The organism is Cryobacterium sp. TMB1-7, assembly GCF_004402435.1.
Lineage (GTDB): Bacteria > Actinomycetota > Actinomycetes > Actinomycetales > Microbacteriaceae > Cryobacterium > Cryobacterium zongtaii.
In genome coordinates this window covers 288,458-307,581 of the sequence record NZ_SOFZ01000007.1, presented here as the reverse complement: position 1 = coordinate 307,581, position 19,124 = coordinate 288,458, and the positions used below count along the sequence as shown (strand labels likewise).

The following is a 19,124-nucleotide window of genomic DNA, read 5'->3' as shown; positions in this document are numbered from 1 at the left end:
CCGGGCGGCGCCGGTGGCGCACGCCCCGGCTTCACCCGCCCCGGCGCACCTGCCGGTGCCCCCGGCTTCGGCCCGCCCCGCCCCGCCGGTGGCGGCGGCGCCGGTGGTCGTGGCCGTGGTCCCGGCGGTGGAACCGCTGGTGCGTTCGGTCGCGGTGGCGGCAAGAACAAGGCGCGCAAGTCGAAGCGGACGAAGAGGGCCGAGTTCGAGCTGCGCGAGGCTCCGTCGCTGGGTGGCGTCAGCGTCCCCCGTGGCGACGGCGGAACCGTGGTGCGTCTGCGCCGCGGTGCCTCGATCACCGACTTCGCCGACAAGATCGACGCGAGCCCGGGCAACCTGGTCACCGTGCTGTTCCACCTCGGTGAGATGGCAACGGCAACGGAGTCGCTCGACGAGGCCACATTCGACGTTCTGGGCAGCGAGCTGGGTTACAAGATCCAGATGGTCTCGCCCGACGACGAGGACCGCGAGCTGCTGCTCGCCTTCGACATCGACATCGACCAGGAGCTGGCCGACGAGACCGACGAAGAGCTCGAAGTTCGTCCTCCCGTCGTCACCGTCATGGGTCACGTCGACCACGGTAAGACCGCGCTGCTTGACGCCATCCGTAACGCCAAGGTCGCTGCCGGTGAAGCCGGTGGCATCACCCAGCACATCGGTGCCTACCAGGTCGTCACCGAGCACGAGGGCAAAGAACGCGCCATCACCTTCATTGACACCCCCGGTCACGAGGCGTTCACCGCCATGCGTGCTCGTGGTGCGCAGGTCACCGACATCGCGATCCTCGTGGTCGCCGCCGATGACGGCATCATGCCGCAGACGATTGAGGCACTCAACCACGCACAGGCCGCCAACGTGCCGATCGTGGTCGCGGTGAACAAGATCGACAAGGCCGGTGCGAACCCGCAGAAGGTGCGCCAGCAGCTCACCGAATTCGGTCTCGTCGCCGAAGAGTACGGCGGAGACGTCATGTTCGTCGACGTGTCAGCTAGGAACAAGGTCGGCATCCAGGAAATCCTCGACGCCGTCCTGCTCACCGCAGACGCCGGACTGGACATGCGCGCCAACCCGAACAAGGATGCCCGCGGTGTGGCCATTGAGGCCAAGCTCGACAAGGGCCGCGGTGCAGTCGCCACGGTGCTCATCCAGTCCGGAACGCTGCACGTCGGCGACTCGATCGTTGCCGGTACCGCTTACGGCCGCGTTCGTGCGATGGCCGACGAAAACGGCAACGCCGTTCTCGCCGCCACGCCGTCCCGTGCCGTTCAGGTGCAGGGCCTCTCGAGCGTTCCCCGCGCCGGTGACACCTTCCTTGTTATCGAGGAAGACCGCACCGCGCGTCAGATCGCCGAGAAGCGCGAAGCCGCCGAGCGCAACGCCCTGCTGGCCAAGGCCCGCAAGCGCATCAGCCTCGAGGACTTCACCCGTGCACTCGAAGAGGGCAAGGTGGAATCGCTCAACCTCATCATCAAGGGTGACGTTTCCGGTGCCGTTGAGGCCCTGGAAGAGTCGCTGCTCAAGATCGAGGTCGACGACTCCGTTCAGCTGCGCATCATCCACCGTGGTGTCGGTGCGGTCACGGAGAGCGACGTCAACCTCGCCACCGTCGACAACGCCATCATCATCGGCTTCAACGTTCGCCCCGACACGAAGGCGCGCGAACGTGCGGCTCGTGAAGGCGTGGACGTGCGCTTCTACTCCGTCATCTACAACGCACTCGAGGACATCGAGTCTTCCCTCACCGGAATGCTCAAGCCCGAGTTCGAAGAAGTGCAGAGTGGTATCGCCGAGATCCGCGAGGTCTTCAGCTCGTCCAAGTTCGGAAACGTCGCCGGTGTCATCGTGCGCTCGGGAACGATCACACGAAACGCCAAGGCGCGGGTCATCCGCGACGGCATCGTGGTGGGCGACAACCTGGCCATCGAGTCGCTGCGTCGCTTCAAGGATGACGTCACCGAGGTTCGTACGGACTTCGAGGCCGGTATCGGTCTTGGTAAGTTCAACGACATCCAGATCGGCGATGAGATCGAGACGATCGAATTGAAGGAAAAGCCGCGTAGCTAAAAGCTAGGTGGCAAGGGGTCTCCGCTCGATCCCCCCTAAAAAGGGAAGAGCGGGGACCCCTACCCCGATTCCCTTTTTAGGGGGGATCGAGCTCCGCCCCGGTCCCCGAAAAGCCATCCGTCAATACGATGGCGGGGGGAGGGCTTAAGAGCGTTAAGTAGTACCCCGAAATTTTTAGGTTTATAGGAGTTCGACATGGTAGATCCGGCACGCGCTAGGAAGATGGCGGACCGCATCAAGGTCATCGTGGCCAAGCGGCTCGAACGCGGCATCCGCGACCCGAGGCTCGGCTTTGTGACCATCACCGACGTCAAGGTCACCGGCGACCTTCAGCACGCCTCGGTGTTCTATACCGTCTACGGCTCCGAAGACGAGCGCAGGGACAGCGCCGCGGCCCTCAAGGCTGCCACCGGCATGTTCCGCAGCGAAGTGGGCAAGAACATCACCGCCCGCTTGACGCCGTCGATCGAGTTCATCGCCGACGCCATCCCGGAGAACGCCGCCCTCATCGACGACCTCCTCCGTGAGGCCCGCGAACGCGACACCCAGGTGGGCGAGATGGCCCGCTCGGCCGTGTACGCCGGCGACGAAGACCCCTACGTCAAGCCGCGCGAATACGTCGAAGACGACGAGGATGACGACGACTCCGACGAGGACGAGGCGGAGACGCCTCCGGCACACAGCGGCCGTCACGCCGCACCCACGGAGCCCGACGCTCTGTAACCTGCTGCGCACCATCCCTCGAAGCCTCCGGCCGCCCCACGGGCGCCGGAGGTTGCGTGCGTGTGACATATAACGGAACACCCGGCCTCTTTTTGAGAAATCCCCGGTGACCGCGCCCATTTACTTCTAGGCTCGACGCATTCGTCCCATCCAGAAGGAGTTGTCATGGTCGCATCCCAGCAAACCGCCGCACGTGTCGCGGGCGTTCCCCTGTCCCAGCCGTATTACGGCGCCCCGATCGCGGTAGCGGTGAGGCGCTTCTTCAGCAAGTACGCCACCTTCTCGGGCCGGGCCAGCCTCAGCGAGTACTGGTGGTGGGCGCTGGTGAACTACGCCGTGCTCTTTGTGCTCGGTATCCTCGCGCTCGTGGCCGGCGGCACCCCGCAGGTGTCCGTGGACGGCACGGTGGCTCCGCCCGCCGGGGGAGCAATCGTGGTGGTGCTCATCATCACCGCGTATTCGCTGGCCACGATCATTCCGGGGCTGGCGCTCACGGCCCGGCGGCTGCACGACGGCAACTTCTCGGCGTGGTTCATCCTCATCGCCCTGATTCCCGGCATCGGCGGACTGATCCTCTTCATCCTCACCCTGCTGCCGTCGAAGCCGGAAGGCGCACGGTTCGACCAGGGTTCGCCTCAGTACAGCTGAGCACACAAACCCCAGCACAATATGAAGACCCCGTGGCCGGTGCCACGGGGTCTTGTTGGTGGATCGGCCGGCCTGGGTCAGGCCTCGGTGGCTGCGACGGTCCAACTGGCGGAGTGGGAGGTGCCGGGGGCCAGCAGCACCAGGTCTTCGCCGGTGGAGAAGGCATTCGGCGGGCAGGTCATCGGCTCGACGGCCAGGCCGATCCGGCTGCGCTCCGGTGCCGGGCGGTCAGCGGTGTGCACCTGCAGCCAGGGCAGCTCGGCGCCGAAGCTCATGCGCACGCCGGTGCCGGCCGGGCTGGTCACGGTGACGCTCGCGGATGCTTCCGCACCGCGCGCGATCGCGGTGAAGGCGTGGTCGATGAAGGTGTCACCGATGGCCCGGGGAGTGCGGAAGTCGAACTCCGGGGTGGTCTCGACCGGGACGGTGGCCACGGGGCTGAGCCGGTCTGGGGTCACCGTGAGGTAGCTGGCCGCCGGAAACTCGAGGGTCCAGTCATCGACGGTGCCCGGCCCGGCCACGAGGTAGGGGTGCGGCCCGGTGCCGTACGGTGCGGTGGCGGTGCCGCGGTTCTCGGCGGTCACCGTGGTGGTGAGGCCGTCGTCGGCCAGGCTGTACGTGGCCAGGAGGGCGATGCGGTGCGGGTACCCGTCGCTCGGCACGATGGTGGTGCCGAGGGTCACGGAGTCGGCGGAGCGGGCCTGCAGGCTCCAGTCGGCCCAGCAGACCAGGCCGTGCAGGGCGTGCGAGCGGCTGGGTTCGGTGAGCGGAAGCTGGTAGTCGACGCCGTCGAAGGTATAACTGCCGTCGACCACGCGGTTGGGCCATGGCGCGAGCACGGCGCCCCGGTAGCCCGGACGCACCTCGTCGGCGTCGAACGGAACGACGAGGTGACGACCGTGCCAGGTGAGCAGGCGCAGGCTCGCACCGACGCTGGCGATGGTGGCCGAGTAGCCGTCGTGGTTGATCGTGTACTGCAGCCCGGAGAGCGGCGGCACGGACGCATCCGTGGGAGTGGTGGTGGTGGCGACGGCGTCAGTCATGGGACAGAACTCGTTTCAGGTAGGCGTTCTCGAAGCGTCCGTCGGGATCGACCCTGTGCACGTGCGCCGCGAAATCATCGAGGCGCGGATAGGCGCGGCGGAGACCCGCCGGGGACATCGTGGCGACCTTGCCCCAGTGCGGGCGCGGCGCGAATGGTTCCAGGGTGTGCTCGATGAGGGGCAGCACCGTGCGGATCTCGGCCGGGAGCGGTTTCCAGGTGAAGTGGATGGCGAGCGAGTCGCGGGCGTAGCTCGGGCTGAGCCAGGCGGTGTCTGCGGCCACACTGCGCAGCTCGGAGATGTGCAGCAGCGGTGCGATCCGGTCACCGATCGCGCGCAGGGCGGTGATCGCGGCAACGGCGTGCTCGGCCGGAATGAGGTATTCGGACTGGATCTCTTCACCGTGGCTGGGCTGGAACTCGCTCCGGAAGTGCGCGAGGCGCTCGTTCCACGGTCCGGGCTCGCGCAACTGCCCCGTCACGCTCTCGGCGGTGACGCCGGGCAGCGGGTGCAACGCCACCATGGCCTCGGTGGCGCCGAGAGCGGCGAGGTCCAGCTCGGGGCCGTCCACATCCAGCCGGCGCTTGGACCAGACCTGGTGTGTGTTCTCACCCCGGAAGGTGGTGAACACGCTGACGCTGTAGCCGCTGGCCATGATGGCGGCCCAGTTCGCCAGGGCCGCGGTCCAGGACAGTCGCTCGTGCACGTACTGGGAGATCTGGAAGTGCGGCTGCACCCTCAGGGTCACCGCGGTGACGATGCCGACGGCACCCAGGCCCACCACGGAGGCGGCGAAGTCCTGGTCGTGATCCCGCACGATTTCGACCTGCCCCGAGGCGCGCACGATCTCCAGCGCCACGACCGAGGACGCCAACGACCCGTTGCGCACGCCGGAGCCGTGGGTGCCGGTCTGGATGGCGCCGGCGACCGAGATGTGCGGCAGGGACGCGAGGTTCGGCAGGGCCAGGTCGTGTTCGGCGAGGTATGCGCCCACCTGGGCGTAAGTGCTTCCCGCGCCCACCCGCACGCTCACCGCTGCGCCGTCGTCACCGAACTGGAGCGACGGTTCGATGTCCAGCCGGTCGAGGGCGATCAGGGTGCCGACGCTGTCGGCGATCGTGGAGAAGGAATGCCGGGAGCCCAGGGCCTTGATCTGCCCGGCCCCGGCGTCGACCGCCGCGACGATTCGGGAGACCTCTTCGGTCGTCGTCGGGTGCCTGATGTCGTCCGTTGAATACTCGACGTTGCCGGCCCAGTTCTTCATTGAAACCATTTCTGTTGGAGAGAGCGTGGGGGTTTTCACCCCTGCGAAAGAGCGTACCGCCCGGGTTCGACGAGTACGGCGAGACCGTCGGCGAGGAGCCCGGCCAGGGCCCTGTCGCGCTGCACGGCATCCGGCCACACGGTGTCGATCTCAGTGGCGGTCACCGGATGGTGCGTGGCCCGCAGTTCGGCCATGATCAGTCCGCGCACCTGCCGGTCGCTGCCCTCGAACTTCTTCTGCACGGCCTTCTTCGGTCCCGCGTAGGCCGGGTAGCCGGCCGCACGCCAGCCGCAGGCATCCCGGATCGGGCAGTTCTCGCACCGCGGGCTGCGGCTGGTGCACACGATGGCGCCCAGCTCCATGATGGCCGCGTTGAAGACCGCCGCCGCGACGGGCTCGGCGGGCAACAACGCCGACATCGACTCGAGGTCCCTGCTGCGGCTGGGCGGTGCGGGTTCGGCCTGCCCGGCCACAGCCCTGGCGATCACCCGGCGGGTATTGGTGTCGACCACCGGATGCCGGTGGCCATAGGCGAAGACCGCCACCGCCCTGGCCGTGTAATCACCGATTCCGGTGAGGGCCAGCAGGTCGTCCACGTCCTCCGGCACGATGCCGCCGTGCCGTTCCACGATCTGCACGGCAGCGGCGTGCAGCCACAGTGCTCGGCGCGGGTAGCCCAGGCTCGCCCAGGCCCGAACGGCCTCGCCGGGCGGTACGGAGGCCAGGTCGGCGGGTGTCGGCCAGCGTTCGAGCCATTCCTCAAGACGCGGGATGACCCGGCTCACCGGGGTCTGTTGCAGCATGAACTCGCTCACCAGGGTGCCCCAGGCGCTGAAACCGTCGCGCCGCCAGGGCAGGTCGCGGGCGTTGTCGTTGAACCAGTCACTGATGCTGTGGCTGAGGGCGGGGCCGGCGGGCGCTGCGCCGACAATGGCACCGTCGACGGGGGCAGCGCTGTGGACTGTGACGTTCATCGGTTCTAACCTAGGCTCGATTCATGAAGCTCGTTTCCACTCCCCGCGTCGAGTACCTGCGTACCCTCTCGTCAGAGATCCTCAATCTGAACGGCCGGGGCCGGGTGATCGTGGCGGTGGACGGCGCCGACGCGGCCGCCCGCACGGCGTTCGCCGACGATCTGGCCGCGGTGCTCGACGAAGCCGACAAGCCCACCTACCGGGCGTCGCTGCGCTATTTCCAGCGATCCAGGGAAGACGTCGGCCGGTTCGGCGCCGACTCCCCGGAGCGCTTCTTCCGGCACGGTTTCGACTATTCCGCGCTGCGCCGGGTCTTGCTCGAACCGTTCCGGCTCGGCGGCAGCACCGGCTTCGTCACCCAGGTCTTCGACCCCGACCGCGACAGCTGGATCGAACCGACCTGGACCACGGCTCCGGCGGACGCGTTCCTGGTCATCGACGGCGAATTCATCAACCGCAGTGAGCTGAGGGACGCCTGGAACTACCGCATCCTGCTGGAGAGCGAGGCGACCTCGGAGGCGGACTACCTCTACCAGAAGGAGGAACGCCCCCGGCAGGTGGCGTCGGCCGTGATCGACCTCAGTGAACGGCACCGCCCCCAGCGGGTGTTCAGCGACTCCTGCTGAACCGTGCCAGCACGTCGGCGGGGCTGAGGAACGTCCCGCGTTCCTCCACCTCGTGCACCAGGGCGGTCAGCCGGCCGTTCACCGGGGCCGGAACGCCGGCGGCAGCGGCCTCACGCACCACTACGCCGTTGAGGTGGTCCACCTCGGTGCGTTGGCCGCGGGTGATGCTTTGCAGGGTGGAGCCCAGATTGGGCACCCTGCCCATGCGGGCACGCATCCGCAGCGGCACCACCTGGCCCGCCCACGCCGGCAGCAGCGAGAAGATCCGCAACCGGCGGTCGCCGAGCGCCTGCATGGCACCGAACCGGATGCCGCGGCGTTTGCCCACCCGCACGGCCTCGCGCATGCTCAGCGTCAGCACCCGGCGCAGGCCCCGGTGGGCGACGACGGCCTGCACGCTCAGCCCGGTGATCGCGGGCAGCGCGTTGAGCATGTTCACGACAAGTTTGGTCCACTGGGCGCCGACGAAATTGTCGATGGCCTGGCAGGGCACCGCCTCGGCGAGCACGGCCTGCCAGCGCCGGGTGGCCGCGTCGGCCGGCCCCGTGCCCCGGCCGAGATAGGTGGGCGCGACGGTGGTGACCGTGACCAGGCCGGGTTGGGTGTAGTTGGCCGCGATGATCGAGAGGGCGCCGAAGCAGTCAGAGCGGGGGAGCAGCCGCCGGGCGGTCTCGACCCCGTCGAGGCCGTTCTGCACCACGATCACCGCGGCGCCGTCGAGCACGGCGGCGTTGTCGGCGATCGCGGCCTCGGCATCCTGCGCCTTGGTGCAGACCAGGGCGAGATCGGGCGTCTCGACCAGCCGTTCGAGGGCGGCGGGATGCGCCGTTGCCGGGCCGAACCCGCCCACGAGCCGGATGCCGCGCTCGCGGATCACGGCCAGCCCGGCGCCGCGCGCGGTGACGGTCACCTCGTGGCCGGCCGCGCTGAGCAGAGTGGCGAAGGTTCCGCCCAGGGCGCCAGCGCCGATCACAGCAATTCGCATGACCTCAGCCTAGAAGCCCCGGCCGGGCCACCTTGACTACCCGCGAACGAGGAGGGCGTCCGAGCGAACCGGTACGGGCTGCGGTGCCTGATCGACCCGACGACCTGACGGCAGCGCCAGCGCGATCACCGCCGCGACGGCGAGCACCCCGGCGCCGACCAACACGGCGGGCACCGCGGCATCCACGTACCCGGTGGGGGTCAGCGTGCCGCCGTTGCCGGTGAACACGGCGGTGAGCACCGCGACGCCCAGCGCCACACCGATCTCGCGGAAGGTGGAGTTGGTGCCGGACGCCTTGGCATGGTCGTCGGGAACCATATTGGCCAGCACGGCGGTGGAGCTCGGCGCGAAGACCAGTCCCATGCCGAGCCCGGCCAGGATGAACGCGCCGACCAGCTCGCCGTATTCGACGTCGGCCGACATCTTGAGGGCGAGCCAGACCATCGCGATCGCGAGCAGGGCCAGCCCCAGCACGATCGGCAGCCGCGTTCCGGTTCTCGGGCTGAGCATCCCAGTCAACGGGGCCACGATCATGGGAGCCAGCGTCCACGGCATCGTCATCACACCGGCTTCGAGCGGACTGTGGCCCTGCACGATCTGCAGGAACTGGATGAGGATGAAGATCGACCCGAAGATGCCGAAGCTGAAGGTGATCCCGACCAGGTTCGCGACCGTGAAGCTGCGGTCCCGAAACAACCGCAACGGCAACAGGGGTGCGGATGCCCGACCCTCCCACCAGACGAAGGCCAGCAGGAGCGCTCCGCCGCCGATGAGCGCCGCGAGCACCTCGGTGCTGCTCCAGCCGGCTTCGTTGCCCCGCACGATTCCGTAGACGATTCCGAAGACCCCGCCGCCGGCCAGCACCAGGCCCACCACATCGGCGCGCAGCCGGGCGCCGAAGCTATTGGGCAACGCCACCAGCACCAGGGGGACCGACAGCAGGCCGAGCGGAACGTTCAGCCAGAAAATGGCTTCCCAGTTCCACCCTTCCACCACGGCGCCACCGATGAGCGGGCCGAGGGCCACACCGAGGCCGGCGATGCCGCCCCAGATGCCGATGGCCGCTGGCCGGAAGCGGTCGGCGACCGACCCGACGAGCAGGGTGAGGGAGAGTGGCATGAGCGCGGCGGCGCCCACGCCCTGTAGCGCACGGGCGGAGATCAGCATCCACGGTTCGACGCTCATGGCACAGAGCGCCGATGCGGCGGTGAACACCGCGATGCCGGCCAGGAACACGGTCCGGCGCCCGAAGCGGTCGCCGATTGCGACGGCCATCAACATGAACGTGGCAAAGCTGAGGGAGTAAGCGTTCACCACCCACTGGAGTTCTTCGATTGTCGCCGAGAGGTCGGTGTTGATCACCGGCAGGGCGCTGGTGACCACGAGGTTGTCGAGGGTGGCCATGAACATGGGCAGTGACGCGGCGACGACGGCAAGCCAGACGGGAACCCGGCCGAGGCGCTTGCCGGGCGGGGTGAGGGTGGCGGTCATGGGAGGTCCCTTCGGGAACGGAGCCAACGAATGTTGTAATTGAATGATTACAAAACAGGAGACTAGTAATCGACTGATAACCTGTCAAGTGTGAACGAGACATCCGGCACCGCAGCCGCCCAGCCCACCGAGCGCATTCCCGCCGCGGAACGACGCGAGCAGATCCTGGCCGCGGCCAGCGTGGTCTTCGGTGAGCGCGGCTATTCCGGTGCGACAACCGACCAGGTGGCCAAGGTGGCCGGCATCAGCCAGCCCTACGTGGTGCGCATGTTCGGCACCAAGGAGAACCTGTTCCTCGAGGTGCTGGCCAGGGCGCTCGAGCGCCTGGTCGCCGGCTTCAGGCAGATCATCGCCGAACCACGCGAGCACGGCGAGGACGAGATGGAGCTGCTGGCCGCACGGCTCGGCGGCGCCTACGTGGACCTCATTGAAGATCGCGGCATACTGCTCTCGCTCATGCAGGCCTTCATCAGCGGGCACAACCCGGTCGTCGGCGCCAAGGCCAGGGCCGGGTTCCTCGAGATCTACCGGATGCTGCGCGACGAGGCCGGCTTCCCGCCGGACGCCATCCGCGGGTTCCTGGCCGACGGGATGCTGTTCAACACGCTCCTGGCCATCCGGCTGCCCGACATCTTCGACGAGGACCCCGACGCCGAGGAACTCATGCGGTGCACGTTCCGTGGCAAGCTCGACCTGGTGCTCGGCGCCACAGCCGCCGAAGCCGCAGCAGATGCCTGACCCCAGCTAAGAAGGATTTCCAGTGAACGCCCCACGCCGCAAGCCCGGCAGCACGACCAGCGGCCTCGTGCTGATCGACAAGCCCCAGGGCTGGACCAGCCACGACGCCGTCGCGCGCACCCGCCGCCTGGCGAACACCCGCAAGGTCGGCCACGCCGGCACCTTGGACCCGATGGCGACGGGCCTGCTGATCCTCGGCATCAACAGCTCCACCCGGCTGCTCACCTACGTGGTCGGCCTCGATAAGGAATACCTGGCCACCATCCGGCTGGGCGCCGCGACGACCACCGACGACGCCGAGGGGGAGGAGCTCACCCGCGCGCCCGCCGAGGTCGTCGACGCCGTGACCGCTGAGGCAATCGCCGCGGGCATCCAGGGCCTGACCGGGGACATCAGTCAGCGACCCAGCGCTGTGAGCGCCATCAAGGTGGACGGCAAACGCGCCTACGCCAGGGTGCGTGCCGGCGAGGACGTCGAACTGCCCGCCCGTCCCGTCACCGTGAGCGAGTTCGAACTGCTCTCCAGCACCCCGGTCGACGGGTTCCGCGACCTCGAGGTGCGCGTCGTGTGCTCCTCAGGCACCTACATCCGGGCGCTGGCCCGCGACCTCGGCGCGGGCCTCGGCGTCGGCGGCCACCTCACCAGCCTCCGCCGTACCCGCATCGGCCCGTTCGGCATCGACGCCGCCGACCCGCTCGACCGGCTCGATGTGGCCCGCGCCCTGATCGGCCCGGCGGATGCCGCGAGCCGGCTGTTCGGCCGGCTCGATCTGAGCGAGCAGCAGGCCATCGACCTCGGCCACGGCAAGCGCATCGACGCGCCCGTCGGCACCGGAGACGCCGGACCGATCGCCGCCATCAGCCCGAACGGCAGCCTCATCGGCCTCGTCGAGTACCGCGCCGGCCAGGCCAAGTCGATCGTCAATTTCCCGCCAGACGAACCCGCCGACGGCCCCGCCGTCACGGAGGACGCCTCGTGATCGAGTGGTTCACCTACCTGCAGCTGGCGATCGCCACCGCTGCCGGCCTGCTCTGCCTGGGCCTGGGGCTGGCCGGCCGCAAGCCCACCGACGTCAGCATGGGGGCGACCCTGCTCGTCGAGGTGCTCCTGATCGTGCAGCTCGTGGTGGCCCTGGTTGCGCCGCTCACCGGCAACCAGGCCACCGGCAGCCTGCTGGAGTTCTACACCTACCTGGTCAGCGCCATCCTGCTGCCGATCGCTGGGGGAGTGTGGGCGCTCATCGAACGCAGCCGGTGGAGCACGGTGATCCTCGGGGTGGTCTGCCTGTCGGTGGCTGTCATGCTCTACCGGATGCTGCAGATCTGGACAGTGCAGGGCGTCTGAGCCGTGCGGCACGACCGGCACCGTTCGGCCCGGAGATGCTGCGATAATTACTGAGCGATGAATGATCTCAAGACCGACTCCGGAGACAACGCCACCGGTACGACGACTCCCGGCCGGGTGACCGGCATTGGGCGGGTGCTGATCATGGTCTACGGCGTCCTCGCCCTCGCCGCGACCGGCCGGTCCTTTGTACAGATCGTCGGGAAGTTCGACGAGGCCCCGCTGGCGTACACCCTCTCGGCCCTCGCCGCGGTGGTCTACATCGTCGCGACCATCGCCCTGATCAAGCGCGGACGCGCCTGGTATCGGATCGCCTGGGTCACCATCGGCTTCGAACTGCTCGGTGTTCTCGTGATCGGCACCCTCAGCCTGGTCGACCCGCAATTGTTCCCGCACGACACAGTCTGGTCGGTGTACGGCCGCGGCTACCTGTTCATCCCGTTGGTGCTGCCGATCCTGGGCATGTGGTGGCTGGCCCGCCACGCGCCGGAGCGCACCGACCGGAACGGCGTCCCGGCATGACCGGCGCCCAGGCTACGCCCACAAACGTTCCCTCAAACGTGCCCACCACCGCGGGTATGAAGGTGTTCCCCGGTCGCGGCGCCGTCCCGGCCGACTGGCCGGCCTCCGCGGTGAGCATCGGAAAGTTCGACGGTGTGCACGCCGGCCACCGCGCCGTGATCGCAGAGCTCAAGACCCTCGCCGACCGGGAAGGCCTGGCCGCCGTCGTCGTCACCTTCGACAGGCACCCGCTCTCCCTGCTGAACCCCGACAAGTGTCCCGCCGAGCTGGTCAGTGTGCAGCAGAAGCTCGACCTGCTCGGTGGCACCGGCCTCGACGCCACCGTGGTGCTCGCGTTCGACAGGGCGCTTTCGTCACTGCCGCCGGAGGACTTCGTCCGTGACATCCTCGTGAACACCCTGCACGCCCGCCACGTGATGGTGGGCCGGGACTTCAGGTTCGGCGCGCGCGGTGCCGGCGACGCCGATCTGCTCACCGAGCTCGGTGGCCGGTACGGTTTCGACGTGCGCCTGATCGACGACGTCACGCCGCAGGGGGAGCGCCGGGTCTCGTCGACGTGGATCCGCGAGCTGCTCTCCGACGGTGACGTGCGGGCGGCAACCCGGTTGCTCGGGCACACCCCCACGATGCGTGGAATGGTTGTGCACGGTGCGGCCAGGGGTCGCGAACTCGGGTATCCCACCGCGAACCTCGCGCCGGAGGCCGAGGGGCTGGTCCCCGCGGACGGCGTGTACGCCGGCTGGCTCACCGACAACGGGGTGCGCTATCCCGCCGCCATCTCCATCGGCAACAACCCCACCTTCGACGGCGTGCCTCAGAAGCAGGTCGAGGCGTACGTGCTCGACCAGGAGATCGACCTGTACGACCATGTCGTCGAGGTCGCTTTTGTCGAGCACATCCGCGGCATGGTCGCGTTCACCGGCATCGAGCCGCTGATCAGGCAGATCGAGGATGACGTCGTGAAGACCCGCGCGATCCTGCGGCTCCCGGCCGATTAGCCGGCCGGCTGCTCCGGCGGTGCCTGAACGGGTGGGGTGTCCGCGGGCAGCGGCCCGCGGCCGAACAGGAACAGAATCAGCTCCGACGCCGGTGCCCGCAGCGGCGTGCCGTGGCCGACGCTCCAATCGGCATCCGTCGCCAGCAACCGGCGTGTGCGCAGAACGGCCTTGATCTCGGTGGGGGCGATCAGACTGCGCCGCAGCGCAACCGCGCCACCGGCGGTCGCGTGAATCGGCAGGGTCAGGCCGAGCGGATGCGCCACGTCGAGGCCGTGCACCACGGCCTCGGTCAGCTCGGTGATGCCACCGCGGCCCGAGGCTGCCCTGGCTGCGGCGATCTCCCGCAGCCGCGCCACCAGCTGTGCCGGCTCGGCGGCGGCCGCGGCCCGGCTCACGGCGTCGATGGCGCGCCCCGGGCGCACAAAGTGACCGAGGTACGCGCGGGCGGCGCTGCCGAGGAGTTCGCGCTTTGTGCTGCCAAGCCGCCAGACCAGGTGTCCGGCGACATCGCGCACCCGCCAGCCTGTGCACAGGCTCTGCGCCTCCCACTGCTCGGGCGTCAGCTCGGCGAGCAGGTCGGCGATGGCCGTGACGGTGGCCGCGAGGTGCCCCGACCAGCGCGCATTCACGCCGGATTCGTTGCCGACACTCCGCAGGCTGAGGGGGAGGAGTCGCGCAAATTCTGCCATGCCGTCCAGCCTAGACTTGCCCGGTGTCAGAATTTTCGCCCCGCCCCCTCTGGACCGGGCGAACCCTGGCACTGCTGGGCATCGTCCTGGTCGCCGCCAACCTGCGCACTGCCGTCGCGGCACTCTCGCCCATCGTCAGCCAGATCTCCACGGACATCCCGCTGACCGCAACGTCCATCGGGCTCCTCGGTATGCTGCCGCCGGTCTGCTTCGCCGTCTTCGGCATCTTCACCCCGGTCTTCACCCGCCGGTTGGGCCTGGAGAACGTGCTGGTGCTCGCCCTCACCGCGATGCTCATCGGGCACCTCACCCGCGGCGGGGCGGGATCCCTCACCGCCTTGATGATCGGCAGCGTGATCACCTTCGCCGGGCTCGGGGTCGGCAACGTGCTGCTGCCGCCGCTGGTGAAGAAGTACTTCCCCGACAGGGTCGGCCTGATCACCTCCCTCTACGTCACCGTGGTGTCACTGAGCACCCTGATCCCGCCGCTGATCGCCGTGCCGGTCGCGGATGCCGCCGGCTGGCGGGTCTCCCTCGGGCTCTGGGTGCTGCCCGTGGTGTTCGCCCTCGTGCCCTGGCTGACGATGTTCGTGCGACACCGGGTGCAAGCCAGCCCGGGGGCCCTCGTCGAGGAAGCGGAGCCGGCGCTGCTCGGTCGGATCTGGCGTTCCTCGATCGCCTGGGCACTGGCCGTTGTGTTCGCGGCGTCGTCGCTGAACGCCTACGCGATGTTCGCCTGGCTACCGCAGCTGCTCATCGACACCGCGGGCGTGACCCCGGCCCAGGCCGGCACTCTGCTCTCGGTCTACGCCGCCATGGGCATCCCCTGCGCACTGCTGATTCCGTGGCTGACCTCCCGAATGAAAAACGTGGCCATCCTGGTCTACCTGGGGGTCGCCGCTTTCCTGATCGGCGATCTCGGCCTGCTTCTGGCGCCAGGCACGCTCACCTGGCTCTGGGTGGTGCTGGCCGGTCTCGGTCCGCTGTTCTTCCCGCTCACGCTGGTTCTGATCAACCTGCGCACCCGCACCCACGCCGGGTCGGTGGCACTGAGCGGTTTTGTGCAGAGCGTCGGCTACACCCTCGGTGCGCTCGGCCCGCTGTGCGTGGCGCTGCTGCACGAGATCACCGGGGCGTGGACGGCCCCGCTGCTGTTCCTGATCGGCACGGCGCTCGCGATCACCGTGGCCGGCGCGGTTGTCGCGCGCCCGCACCTGCTCGAGGACGACCTGGAGCGCCGGCACCGCTCGTGATCCGCTGCTCATATGAGCAAGATCTGCAACGCATGTTGTACCGGCCGGTCAGCTCCACTTACGCTGGGGCCACTGAGGAAGGCGTCAACGAATGACCGACATCGACGAGCTGCTGTCTATTCGGGCGGCCGAGCTGTACTACGAAGAGGACAAGACCCAGGACGAGATCGGCACGATCCTCCGGATCACTCGTTGGAAGGTCGGCAGGCTGTTGGCCCAGGCCAAGGCGAACGGATTCATCCGCATCGAAATCGTGCATCCCCGCGCCCGCCGGCTCGGCCTCGAACGACAGCTGCGCAGAGCCACCGGCCTCGTCGATGCAATCGTGGTGTCCACTGCCGGTGTCGTCGACGAACTCGACCTGCAGAAACGCACCGCGCAGGCGGCCGCTGACTACCTCAGCGCCCTGCGCCCGGTGCCGCGCACGCTCGGTATCAGCTGGGGGCGCACCCTGCACGACATCTCGGAACAGCTCAAGCCCGGTTGGGCGAACGGCGTCAACGTCGTGCAAATCAACGGCGGCGTAAGCCTGAACGCCCGGCCGGGAACCGCCGCGGCCACCGCCGTCAGCATCGCCCAGAAGGGCGGGGGCCAGTTCACCTTGTTGCCCAGCCCCGCGATCCTGGAACGGGTCGAGACCAAGTTGGCCATCGCCTCCGACCGCTCGGTCGCGGCGGTGCTCGAGATGGGCGCCGCGGCATCCGCCTTTCTGTTCAGTGCGGGCCAGGCCGACGCCGGCTCCGCCCACGTCGACAGCGGTTACCTCACCCCGGACCAGGTCGACGAACTGGTGCGCAAGGGAGCCGTCGGCGATGTGGTCGGCCGGTTCATCGACAGTGCGGGCCAAATCGTCGACCCGGCGCTGGACGAGCGCACATTCGGTATCCCGCTCGAGCAATTACGCCGAGCGAAAACTTCAGTCGCCGTGATCGGCGGCCCGCGCAAGCACGCCATCGCCCGCTCCGTCGTCCTCAGCGGCCTGTGCACGGTCCTGATCACCGACGAAGACACCGCCCAGGCGCTGATCGGAGCCGCCTGACCCCTTCGTTACGCCTCGTGGGGACGGTCGGGGTTGTCGTCTCGGAGGAGGTCGGCCAGGGCCTGGTCGATGTCGTCCAGGACCGGGGGCTCGCCCTTGGCGGTGGAGGTCAGCCGAGCGACCAGGGCCTGCGGGTCGTCGAGGTCCGCGGACGTCGGCAGGATGTCGGGATGCGCCCACAGGGCGTCCCTGGCCTCGTTGCCCACAGCGTCGGTGACGGCCTGCCACATTGCGGCGGCCTCACGCAGACGGCGGGGGCGCAGCTCCAGGCCCACCAGGGTGGCGAAGGCCGACTCTGCGGGGCCGCCGGATGCCCGGCGCCGCTTGACGGTCTCGTTGATCGCGTCGGCGCGCGGCAGCCGGCTGGTGGCCTCCACGGTGACCACGTCGACCCAGCCCTCCACCAGGGCGAGCATGGTCTCGAGCCGGCCGAGGGCGGCCAGCTGGGCGTCGGACTTGGGCGGGATCAGGGAGCCGTTCACCATGGCGTCGCGCAGTTCCTCGGGGTTCGACGGGTCGAAGCCCTCGGCGAGGGACTCCAGCCGTTCGGTGTCGATGCTGATGCCGTGGGCGAAATCGGTGATCGAGCTGATCATGTGCAGACGCAACCAGCGGGAGTGCCGGAACAGGCGGGCGTGGGCGAGCTCACGCACGGCGAGATAGATCTGCACCTGGTCGATGGGCACGTCAAGGCCCTCGCCGAACTCGGCGACGTTCTGGGGGAGCAGGGCGGCCTGCTGGTCGCTGAACAGGGGGATGCCGATGTCGCCGCCGGAGACGACCTCGCTGGCGAGCTGGCCGACAACCTGACCCAGCTGCATGGCGAACAGGGTGCCGCCGAGGCTACGCATCATCTGGCTGGCACCGGCGAGCATGCCCTTGAGCTCCTCTGGGGCCTGTTCGGTGAGCACGTTGGTGAGCGAATCCGAAATGCTCGTCGCGACGGGCTCGGAAAGCTGGCTCCACAGCGGCATGGTGGCGGTCACCCACTCTTTGCGGGTCATCAGGCGCGGGACAACTGTGAGCTCGGCGACGTTGATCACGTCATCCAGCCAGAGCGCCGCGATGTGGAAGGCCTGCTCGAACTCGGCGCGCTGGGCGTCGGTCGTGCTGAGCTGCCCGGTGGCCGCGCGTTCCTGGCCCTGCTGCAGGGCGATGCCCCAGTTGATGCCGCCGTCGCCGCCGCCCTTCAGGGCGCCCTGCAGCTGGCTCATCAGCGCCGCCACACTGGCGGGATCGTTCGGGAGTCCGGCCGCGCCGGCTAATTGGCCGGGGTCGATGGACGACTTGCCCGACAGGATGTCTCGGAGCATGTCCCGGAATTCGTCTTCTGGGTTCTGACCTTCGTCGGGTCGGGAGTCATCGGCCACTTCAGGCACCTCTCAGTTGCGTCCCTCTACGCTAGCCCGAGAACCCCGGCTAGAACTGGGAAATGACCTACGCTGGGTTCTTGCCTTGTCGCCCGTAGCGAACAGCTTGCGCACTTCCCCTTCATCCTTCTAAGGAGCCTGGTGGCCCTCTTCACCGCTGACCCGCATTCAGGCTCCGACCGACCCCGCAAGGGTTCGCGCACGGGGTGGGTGGTGCTGGGTATCGCACTGGTCACCGGGCTCACCCTGGCGATCGTGCCGTCACCGTATGTCGTGGAGAAGCCCGGGCCCGTGTACAACACGCTCGGATCCGCCGAATATGACGGGGAGAAAACCGACCTCATCACGATCCCGGACGAGACCGTGTACCCGACGGAGGGCACGCTGGACCTGCTCACGGTCTCGGTGCTCGGCAACCCGGACAACCGCCTGAACTGGTTGACGGTCGCGTCGGCCTGGCTCGACCCGAGCCAGGCGGTGGTGCCGATGGAGTCGGTCTTCCCGGCCGACGTCAGCACCGAACAGCGTGACGAGCAGAACCAGGCGGCCATGGTGAACTCCCAGCGGGACGCCATCGCTGCGGCGTTGACCAACCTCGGCTACGACTACCCGACCGAACTGAGCGTGGTGTCACTGGCCGACGAGGCGCCGGCGACCGGCCTGATCGAGGCCGGCGACCTGATCGAGACCGTCAACGGGGAAGCCGTGGCCGACATCACCGCGCTGCGGGCGGCACTCACCGCCAGCGGCGCCGACGCCCCGGCCACCATCGGGCTGACCCGCGACGGCGCCGAGCAGAGCGTCGAGGTCACCCCCGTCGACGTCGACGGCAACGTGGTTCTGGGAATCAACGTCAAGTCGGAGTACAAGTTCCCGTTCGACGTCAACATCCAGCTCGACAAGGTCGGCGGGCCCAGCGCCGGCATGATGTTCGCGTTGGGCATCATCGACAAGCTCACCCCGGGGTCCATCCATGGTGGGGCGGATGTCGCCGGCACCGGAACCATCGACCAGTCCGGCAGTGTCGGCCCCATCGGCGGGATCCGCCAAAAGCTCTTCGGAGCCAAAGAAGCCGGTGCCGAGTGGTTCCTGGCGCCCGCCGCCAACTGCGACGAGGTCTCCGGTCACATCCCGGATGGCTTGACGGTCCTGGCCGTGAGCACCCTCGACGAGTCCCTCGCTGCGCTGGATGCCATCGGCACCGGAGCCGACACCGGCGACCTGCCGACCTGTCCGGCAACCCGATAGCACGGGCACTTCTGGGTGAGCCCTCAGCGAACTCGGGGTTTGCCCTGAGGGCGGCTGCATAGAATGAGGGTCTGACCCCCGATCTATCAGAGCAAGAGGCCAATT

The 19,124-nt window shown here is 68.5% G+C and carries 19 protein-coding genes; 12 read left to right on the top strand and 7 right to left on the bottom strand.

The window, feature by feature from the left end:
• From infB to E3O60_RS02545, 3 genes are all read left to right on the top strand, one after another.
• A partial coding sequence (gene infB / locus E3O60_RS02555) for a translation initiation factor IF-2 (protein ID WP_134497069.1) occupies positions 1 to 2,064 on the top strand: 2,064 nt, incomplete at its 5' end.
• Between the two features lie 195 nt (positions 2,065 to 2,259).
• A complete protein-coding gene (rbfA, locus tag E3O60_RS02550; RefSeq protein WP_088455503.1) occupies positions 2,260 to 2,787 on the top strand; it encodes a 30S ribosome-binding factor RbfA in 528 nt (175 codons plus the stop codon).
• A gap of 165 nt (positions 2,788 to 2,952) precedes the next feature.
• Positions 2,953 to 3,435 carry a DUF805 domain-containing protein gene (locus tag E3O60_RS02545; RefSeq protein WP_088455504.1) on the top strand — a complete coding sequence of 161 codons (483 nt, stop codon included), beginning with the start codon at positions 2,953 to 2,955 and terminating at the stop codon, positions 3,433 to 3,435.
• A 77-nt stretch (positions 3,436 to 3,512) separates the two neighbouring features.
• Here E3O60_RS02545 and E3O60_RS02540 read toward each other — a convergent pair whose 3' ends face one another.
• The 3 genes from E3O60_RS02540 to E3O60_RS02530 are packed head-to-tail and all read right to left on the bottom strand — an operon-like array spanning position 3,513 to position 6,716.
• A complete protein-coding gene (locus E3O60_RS02540; protein WP_134497067.1) occupies positions 3,513 to 4,478 on the bottom strand; it encodes an aldose 1-epimerase family protein in 966 nt (321 codons plus the stop codon).
• Positions 4,471 to 5,742, bottom strand: coding sequence for a D-arabinono-1,4-lactone oxidase (locus E3O60_RS02535; RefSeq protein ID WP_134497065.1), 1,272 nt, complete (start codon positions 5,740 to 5,742; stop codon positions 4,471 to 4,473). The genes E3O60_RS02540 and E3O60_RS02535 overlap by 8 nt, the downstream gene beginning before the upstream one ends.
• 35 nt (positions 5,743 to 5,777) lie before the next feature.
• Entirely contained in the window at positions 5,778 to 6,716 is a 939-nt protein-coding gene (locus E3O60_RS02530; protein WP_088455507.1) for an A/G-specific adenine glycosylase, read from the bottom strand.
• Positions 6,717 to 6,739: 23 nt separating this feature from the next.
• Here E3O60_RS02530 and E3O60_RS02525 point away from each other — a divergent pair, with 23 nt between their 5' ends.
• Positions 6,740 to 7,342 carry a hypothetical protein gene (locus E3O60_RS02525; protein ID WP_088455508.1) on the top strand — a complete coding sequence of 201 codons (603 nt, stop codon included), beginning with the start codon at positions 6,740 to 6,742 and terminating at the stop codon, positions 7,340 to 7,342.
• Here E3O60_RS02525 and E3O60_RS02520 read toward each other — a convergent pair.
• Positions 7,326 to 8,327, bottom strand: coding sequence for a ketopantoate reductase family protein (locus E3O60_RS02520; protein ID WP_088455509.1), 1,002 nt, complete (start codon positions 8,325 to 8,327; stop codon positions 7,326 to 7,328). The genes E3O60_RS02525 and E3O60_RS02520 overlap by 17 nt on opposite strands.
• 36 nt (positions 8,328 to 8,363) lie before the next feature.
• The gene (locus E3O60_RS02515; protein ID WP_088455510.1) at positions 8,364 to 9,818 is read right to left on the bottom strand and encodes an MFS transporter; all 1,455 of its coding nucleotides are present in this window, start codon (positions 9,816 to 9,818) and stop codon (positions 8,364 to 8,366) included.
• A 90-nt stretch (positions 9,819 to 9,908) separates the two neighbouring features.
• Here E3O60_RS02515 and E3O60_RS02510 point away from each other — a divergent pair, with 90 nt between their 5' ends.
• Genes E3O60_RS02510 through E3O60_RS02490 form a run of 5 tightly spaced genes read left to right on the top strand, consistent with a single transcriptional unit; the run spans position 9,909 to position 13,420 of the window.
• Entirely contained in the window at positions 9,909 to 10,556 is a 648-nt protein-coding gene (locus E3O60_RS02510) for a TetR/AcrR family transcriptional regulator (RefSeq protein ID WP_088455511.1), read from the top strand.
• Positions 10,557 to 10,578: 22 nt separating this feature from the next.
• On the top strand, positions 10,579 to 11,535 hold the full coding sequence (gene truB, locus E3O60_RS02505) for a tRNA pseudouridine(55) synthase TruB (RefSeq protein WP_088455512.1): 957 nt from the start codon (positions 10,579 to 10,581) through the stop codon (positions 11,533 to 11,535).
• On the top strand, positions 11,532 to 11,900 hold the full coding sequence (locus E3O60_RS02500) for a hypothetical protein (protein ID WP_088455513.1): 369 nt from the start codon (positions 11,532 to 11,534) through the stop codon (positions 11,898 to 11,900). The genes truB and E3O60_RS02500 overlap by 4 nt, the downstream gene beginning before the upstream one ends.
• 57 nt (positions 11,901 to 11,957) lie before the next feature.
• Positions 11,958 to 12,422: a hypothetical protein gene (locus E3O60_RS02495; protein WP_088455514.1), complete on the top strand. Its 465-nt coding sequence runs from the start codon at positions 11,958 to 11,960 to the stop codon at positions 12,420 to 12,422.
• A gap of 56 nt (positions 12,423 to 12,478) precedes the next feature.
• Complete coding sequence (locus E3O60_RS02490) at positions 12,479 to 13,420, top strand: bifunctional riboflavin kinase/FAD synthetase (RefSeq protein ID WP_103478507.1); 942 nt, start codon at positions 12,479 to 12,481, stop codon at positions 13,418 to 13,420.
• On the opposite strand, the gene E3O60_RS02485 is transcribed toward E3O60_RS02490, so the two are convergent.
• On the bottom strand, positions 13,417 to 14,109 hold the full coding sequence (locus E3O60_RS02485) for a maleylpyruvate isomerase family mycothiol-dependent enzyme (RefSeq protein ID WP_088455516.1): 693 nt from the start codon (positions 14,107 to 14,109) through the stop codon (positions 13,417 to 13,419). The genes E3O60_RS02490 and E3O60_RS02485 overlap by 4 nt on opposite strands.
• A 23-nt stretch (positions 14,110 to 14,132) precedes the next feature.
• Between E3O60_RS02485 and E3O60_RS02480 the strand changes: the two genes are divergently transcribed.
• Positions 14,133 to 15,362, top strand: coding sequence for an MFS transporter (locus E3O60_RS02480; RefSeq protein ID WP_088455517.1), 1,230 nt, complete (start codon positions 14,133 to 14,135; stop codon positions 15,360 to 15,362).
• Positions 15,363 to 15,453: 91 nt separating this feature from the next.
• Positions 15,454 to 16,401, top strand: a complete 948-nt coding sequence (locus E3O60_RS02475; RefSeq protein WP_134497063.1) for a sugar-binding transcriptional regulator — start codon at positions 15,454 to 15,456, stop codon at positions 16,399 to 16,401.
• An 8-nt stretch (positions 16,402 to 16,409) separates the two neighbouring features.
• Here E3O60_RS02475 and E3O60_RS02470 read toward each other — a convergent pair whose 3' ends face one another.
• A complete protein-coding gene (locus tag E3O60_RS02470) occupies positions 16,410 to 17,771 on the bottom strand; it encodes a zinc-dependent metalloprotease (RefSeq protein ID WP_370028227.1) in 1,362 nt (453 codons plus the stop codon).
• Positions 17,772 to 17,912: 141 nt separating this feature from the next.
• Here E3O60_RS02470 and E3O60_RS02465 point away from each other — a divergent pair, with 141 nt between their 5' ends.
• Positions 17,913 to 19,019: a PDZ domain-containing protein gene (locus E3O60_RS02465; RefSeq protein ID WP_088455519.1), complete on the top strand. Its 1,107-nt coding sequence runs from the start codon at positions 17,913 to 17,915 to the stop codon at positions 19,017 to 19,019.
• Positions 19,020 to 19,124: the final 105 nt, after the last annotated feature.

What these genes read in the sequence shown, in the direction of transcription:
- rbfA (WP_088455503.1), top strand. Translation starts at nt 2,260, where the DNA reads ATGGTAGATCCGGCACGCGCTAGGAAGATGGCGGACCGCATCAAGGTC.
- E3O60_RS02545 (WP_088455504.1), top strand. Translation starts at nt 2,953, where the DNA reads ATGGTCGCATCCCAGCAAACCGCCGCACGTGTCGCGGGCGTTCCCCTG.
- E3O60_RS02540 (WP_134497067.1), bottom strand. Translation starts at nt 4,478, where the DNA reads ATGACTGACGCCGTCGCCACCACCACCACTCCCACGGATGCGTCCGTG.
- E3O60_RS02535 (WP_134497065.1), bottom strand. Translation starts at nt 5,742, where the DNA reads ATGAAGAACTGGGCCGGCAACGTCGAGTATTCAACGGACGACATCAGG.
- E3O60_RS02530 (WP_088455507.1), bottom strand. Translation starts at nt 6,716, where the DNA reads ATGAACGTCACAGTCCACAGCGCTGCCCCCGTCGACGGTGCCATTGTC.
- E3O60_RS02525 (WP_088455508.1), top strand. Translation starts at nt 6,740, where the DNA reads ATGAAGCTCGTTTCCACTCCCCGCGTCGAGTACCTGCGTACCCTCTCG.
- E3O60_RS02520 (WP_088455509.1), bottom strand. Translation starts at nt 8,327, where the DNA reads ATGCGAATTGCTGTGATCGGCGCTGGCGCCCTGGGCGGAACCTTCGCC.
- E3O60_RS02515 (WP_088455510.1), bottom strand. Translation starts at nt 9,818, where the DNA reads ATGACCGCCACCCTCACCCCGCCCGGCAAGCGCCTCGGCCGGGTTCCC.
- E3O60_RS02495 (WP_088455514.1), top strand. Translation starts at nt 11,958, where the DNA reads ATGAATGATCTCAAGACCGACTCCGGAGACAACGCCACCGGTACGACG.
- E3O60_RS02490 (WP_103478507.1), top strand. Translation starts at nt 12,479, where the DNA reads ATGAAGGTGTTCCCCGGTCGCGGCGCCGTCCCGGCCGACTGGCCGGCC.
- E3O60_RS02485 (WP_088455516.1), bottom strand. Translation starts at nt 14,109, where the DNA reads ATGGCAGAATTTGCGCGACTCCTCCCCCTCAGCCTGCGGAGTGTCGGC.
- E3O60_RS02475 (WP_134497063.1), top strand. Translation starts at nt 15,454, where the DNA reads ATGACCGACATCGACGAGCTGCTGTCTATTCGGGCGGCCGAGCTGTAC.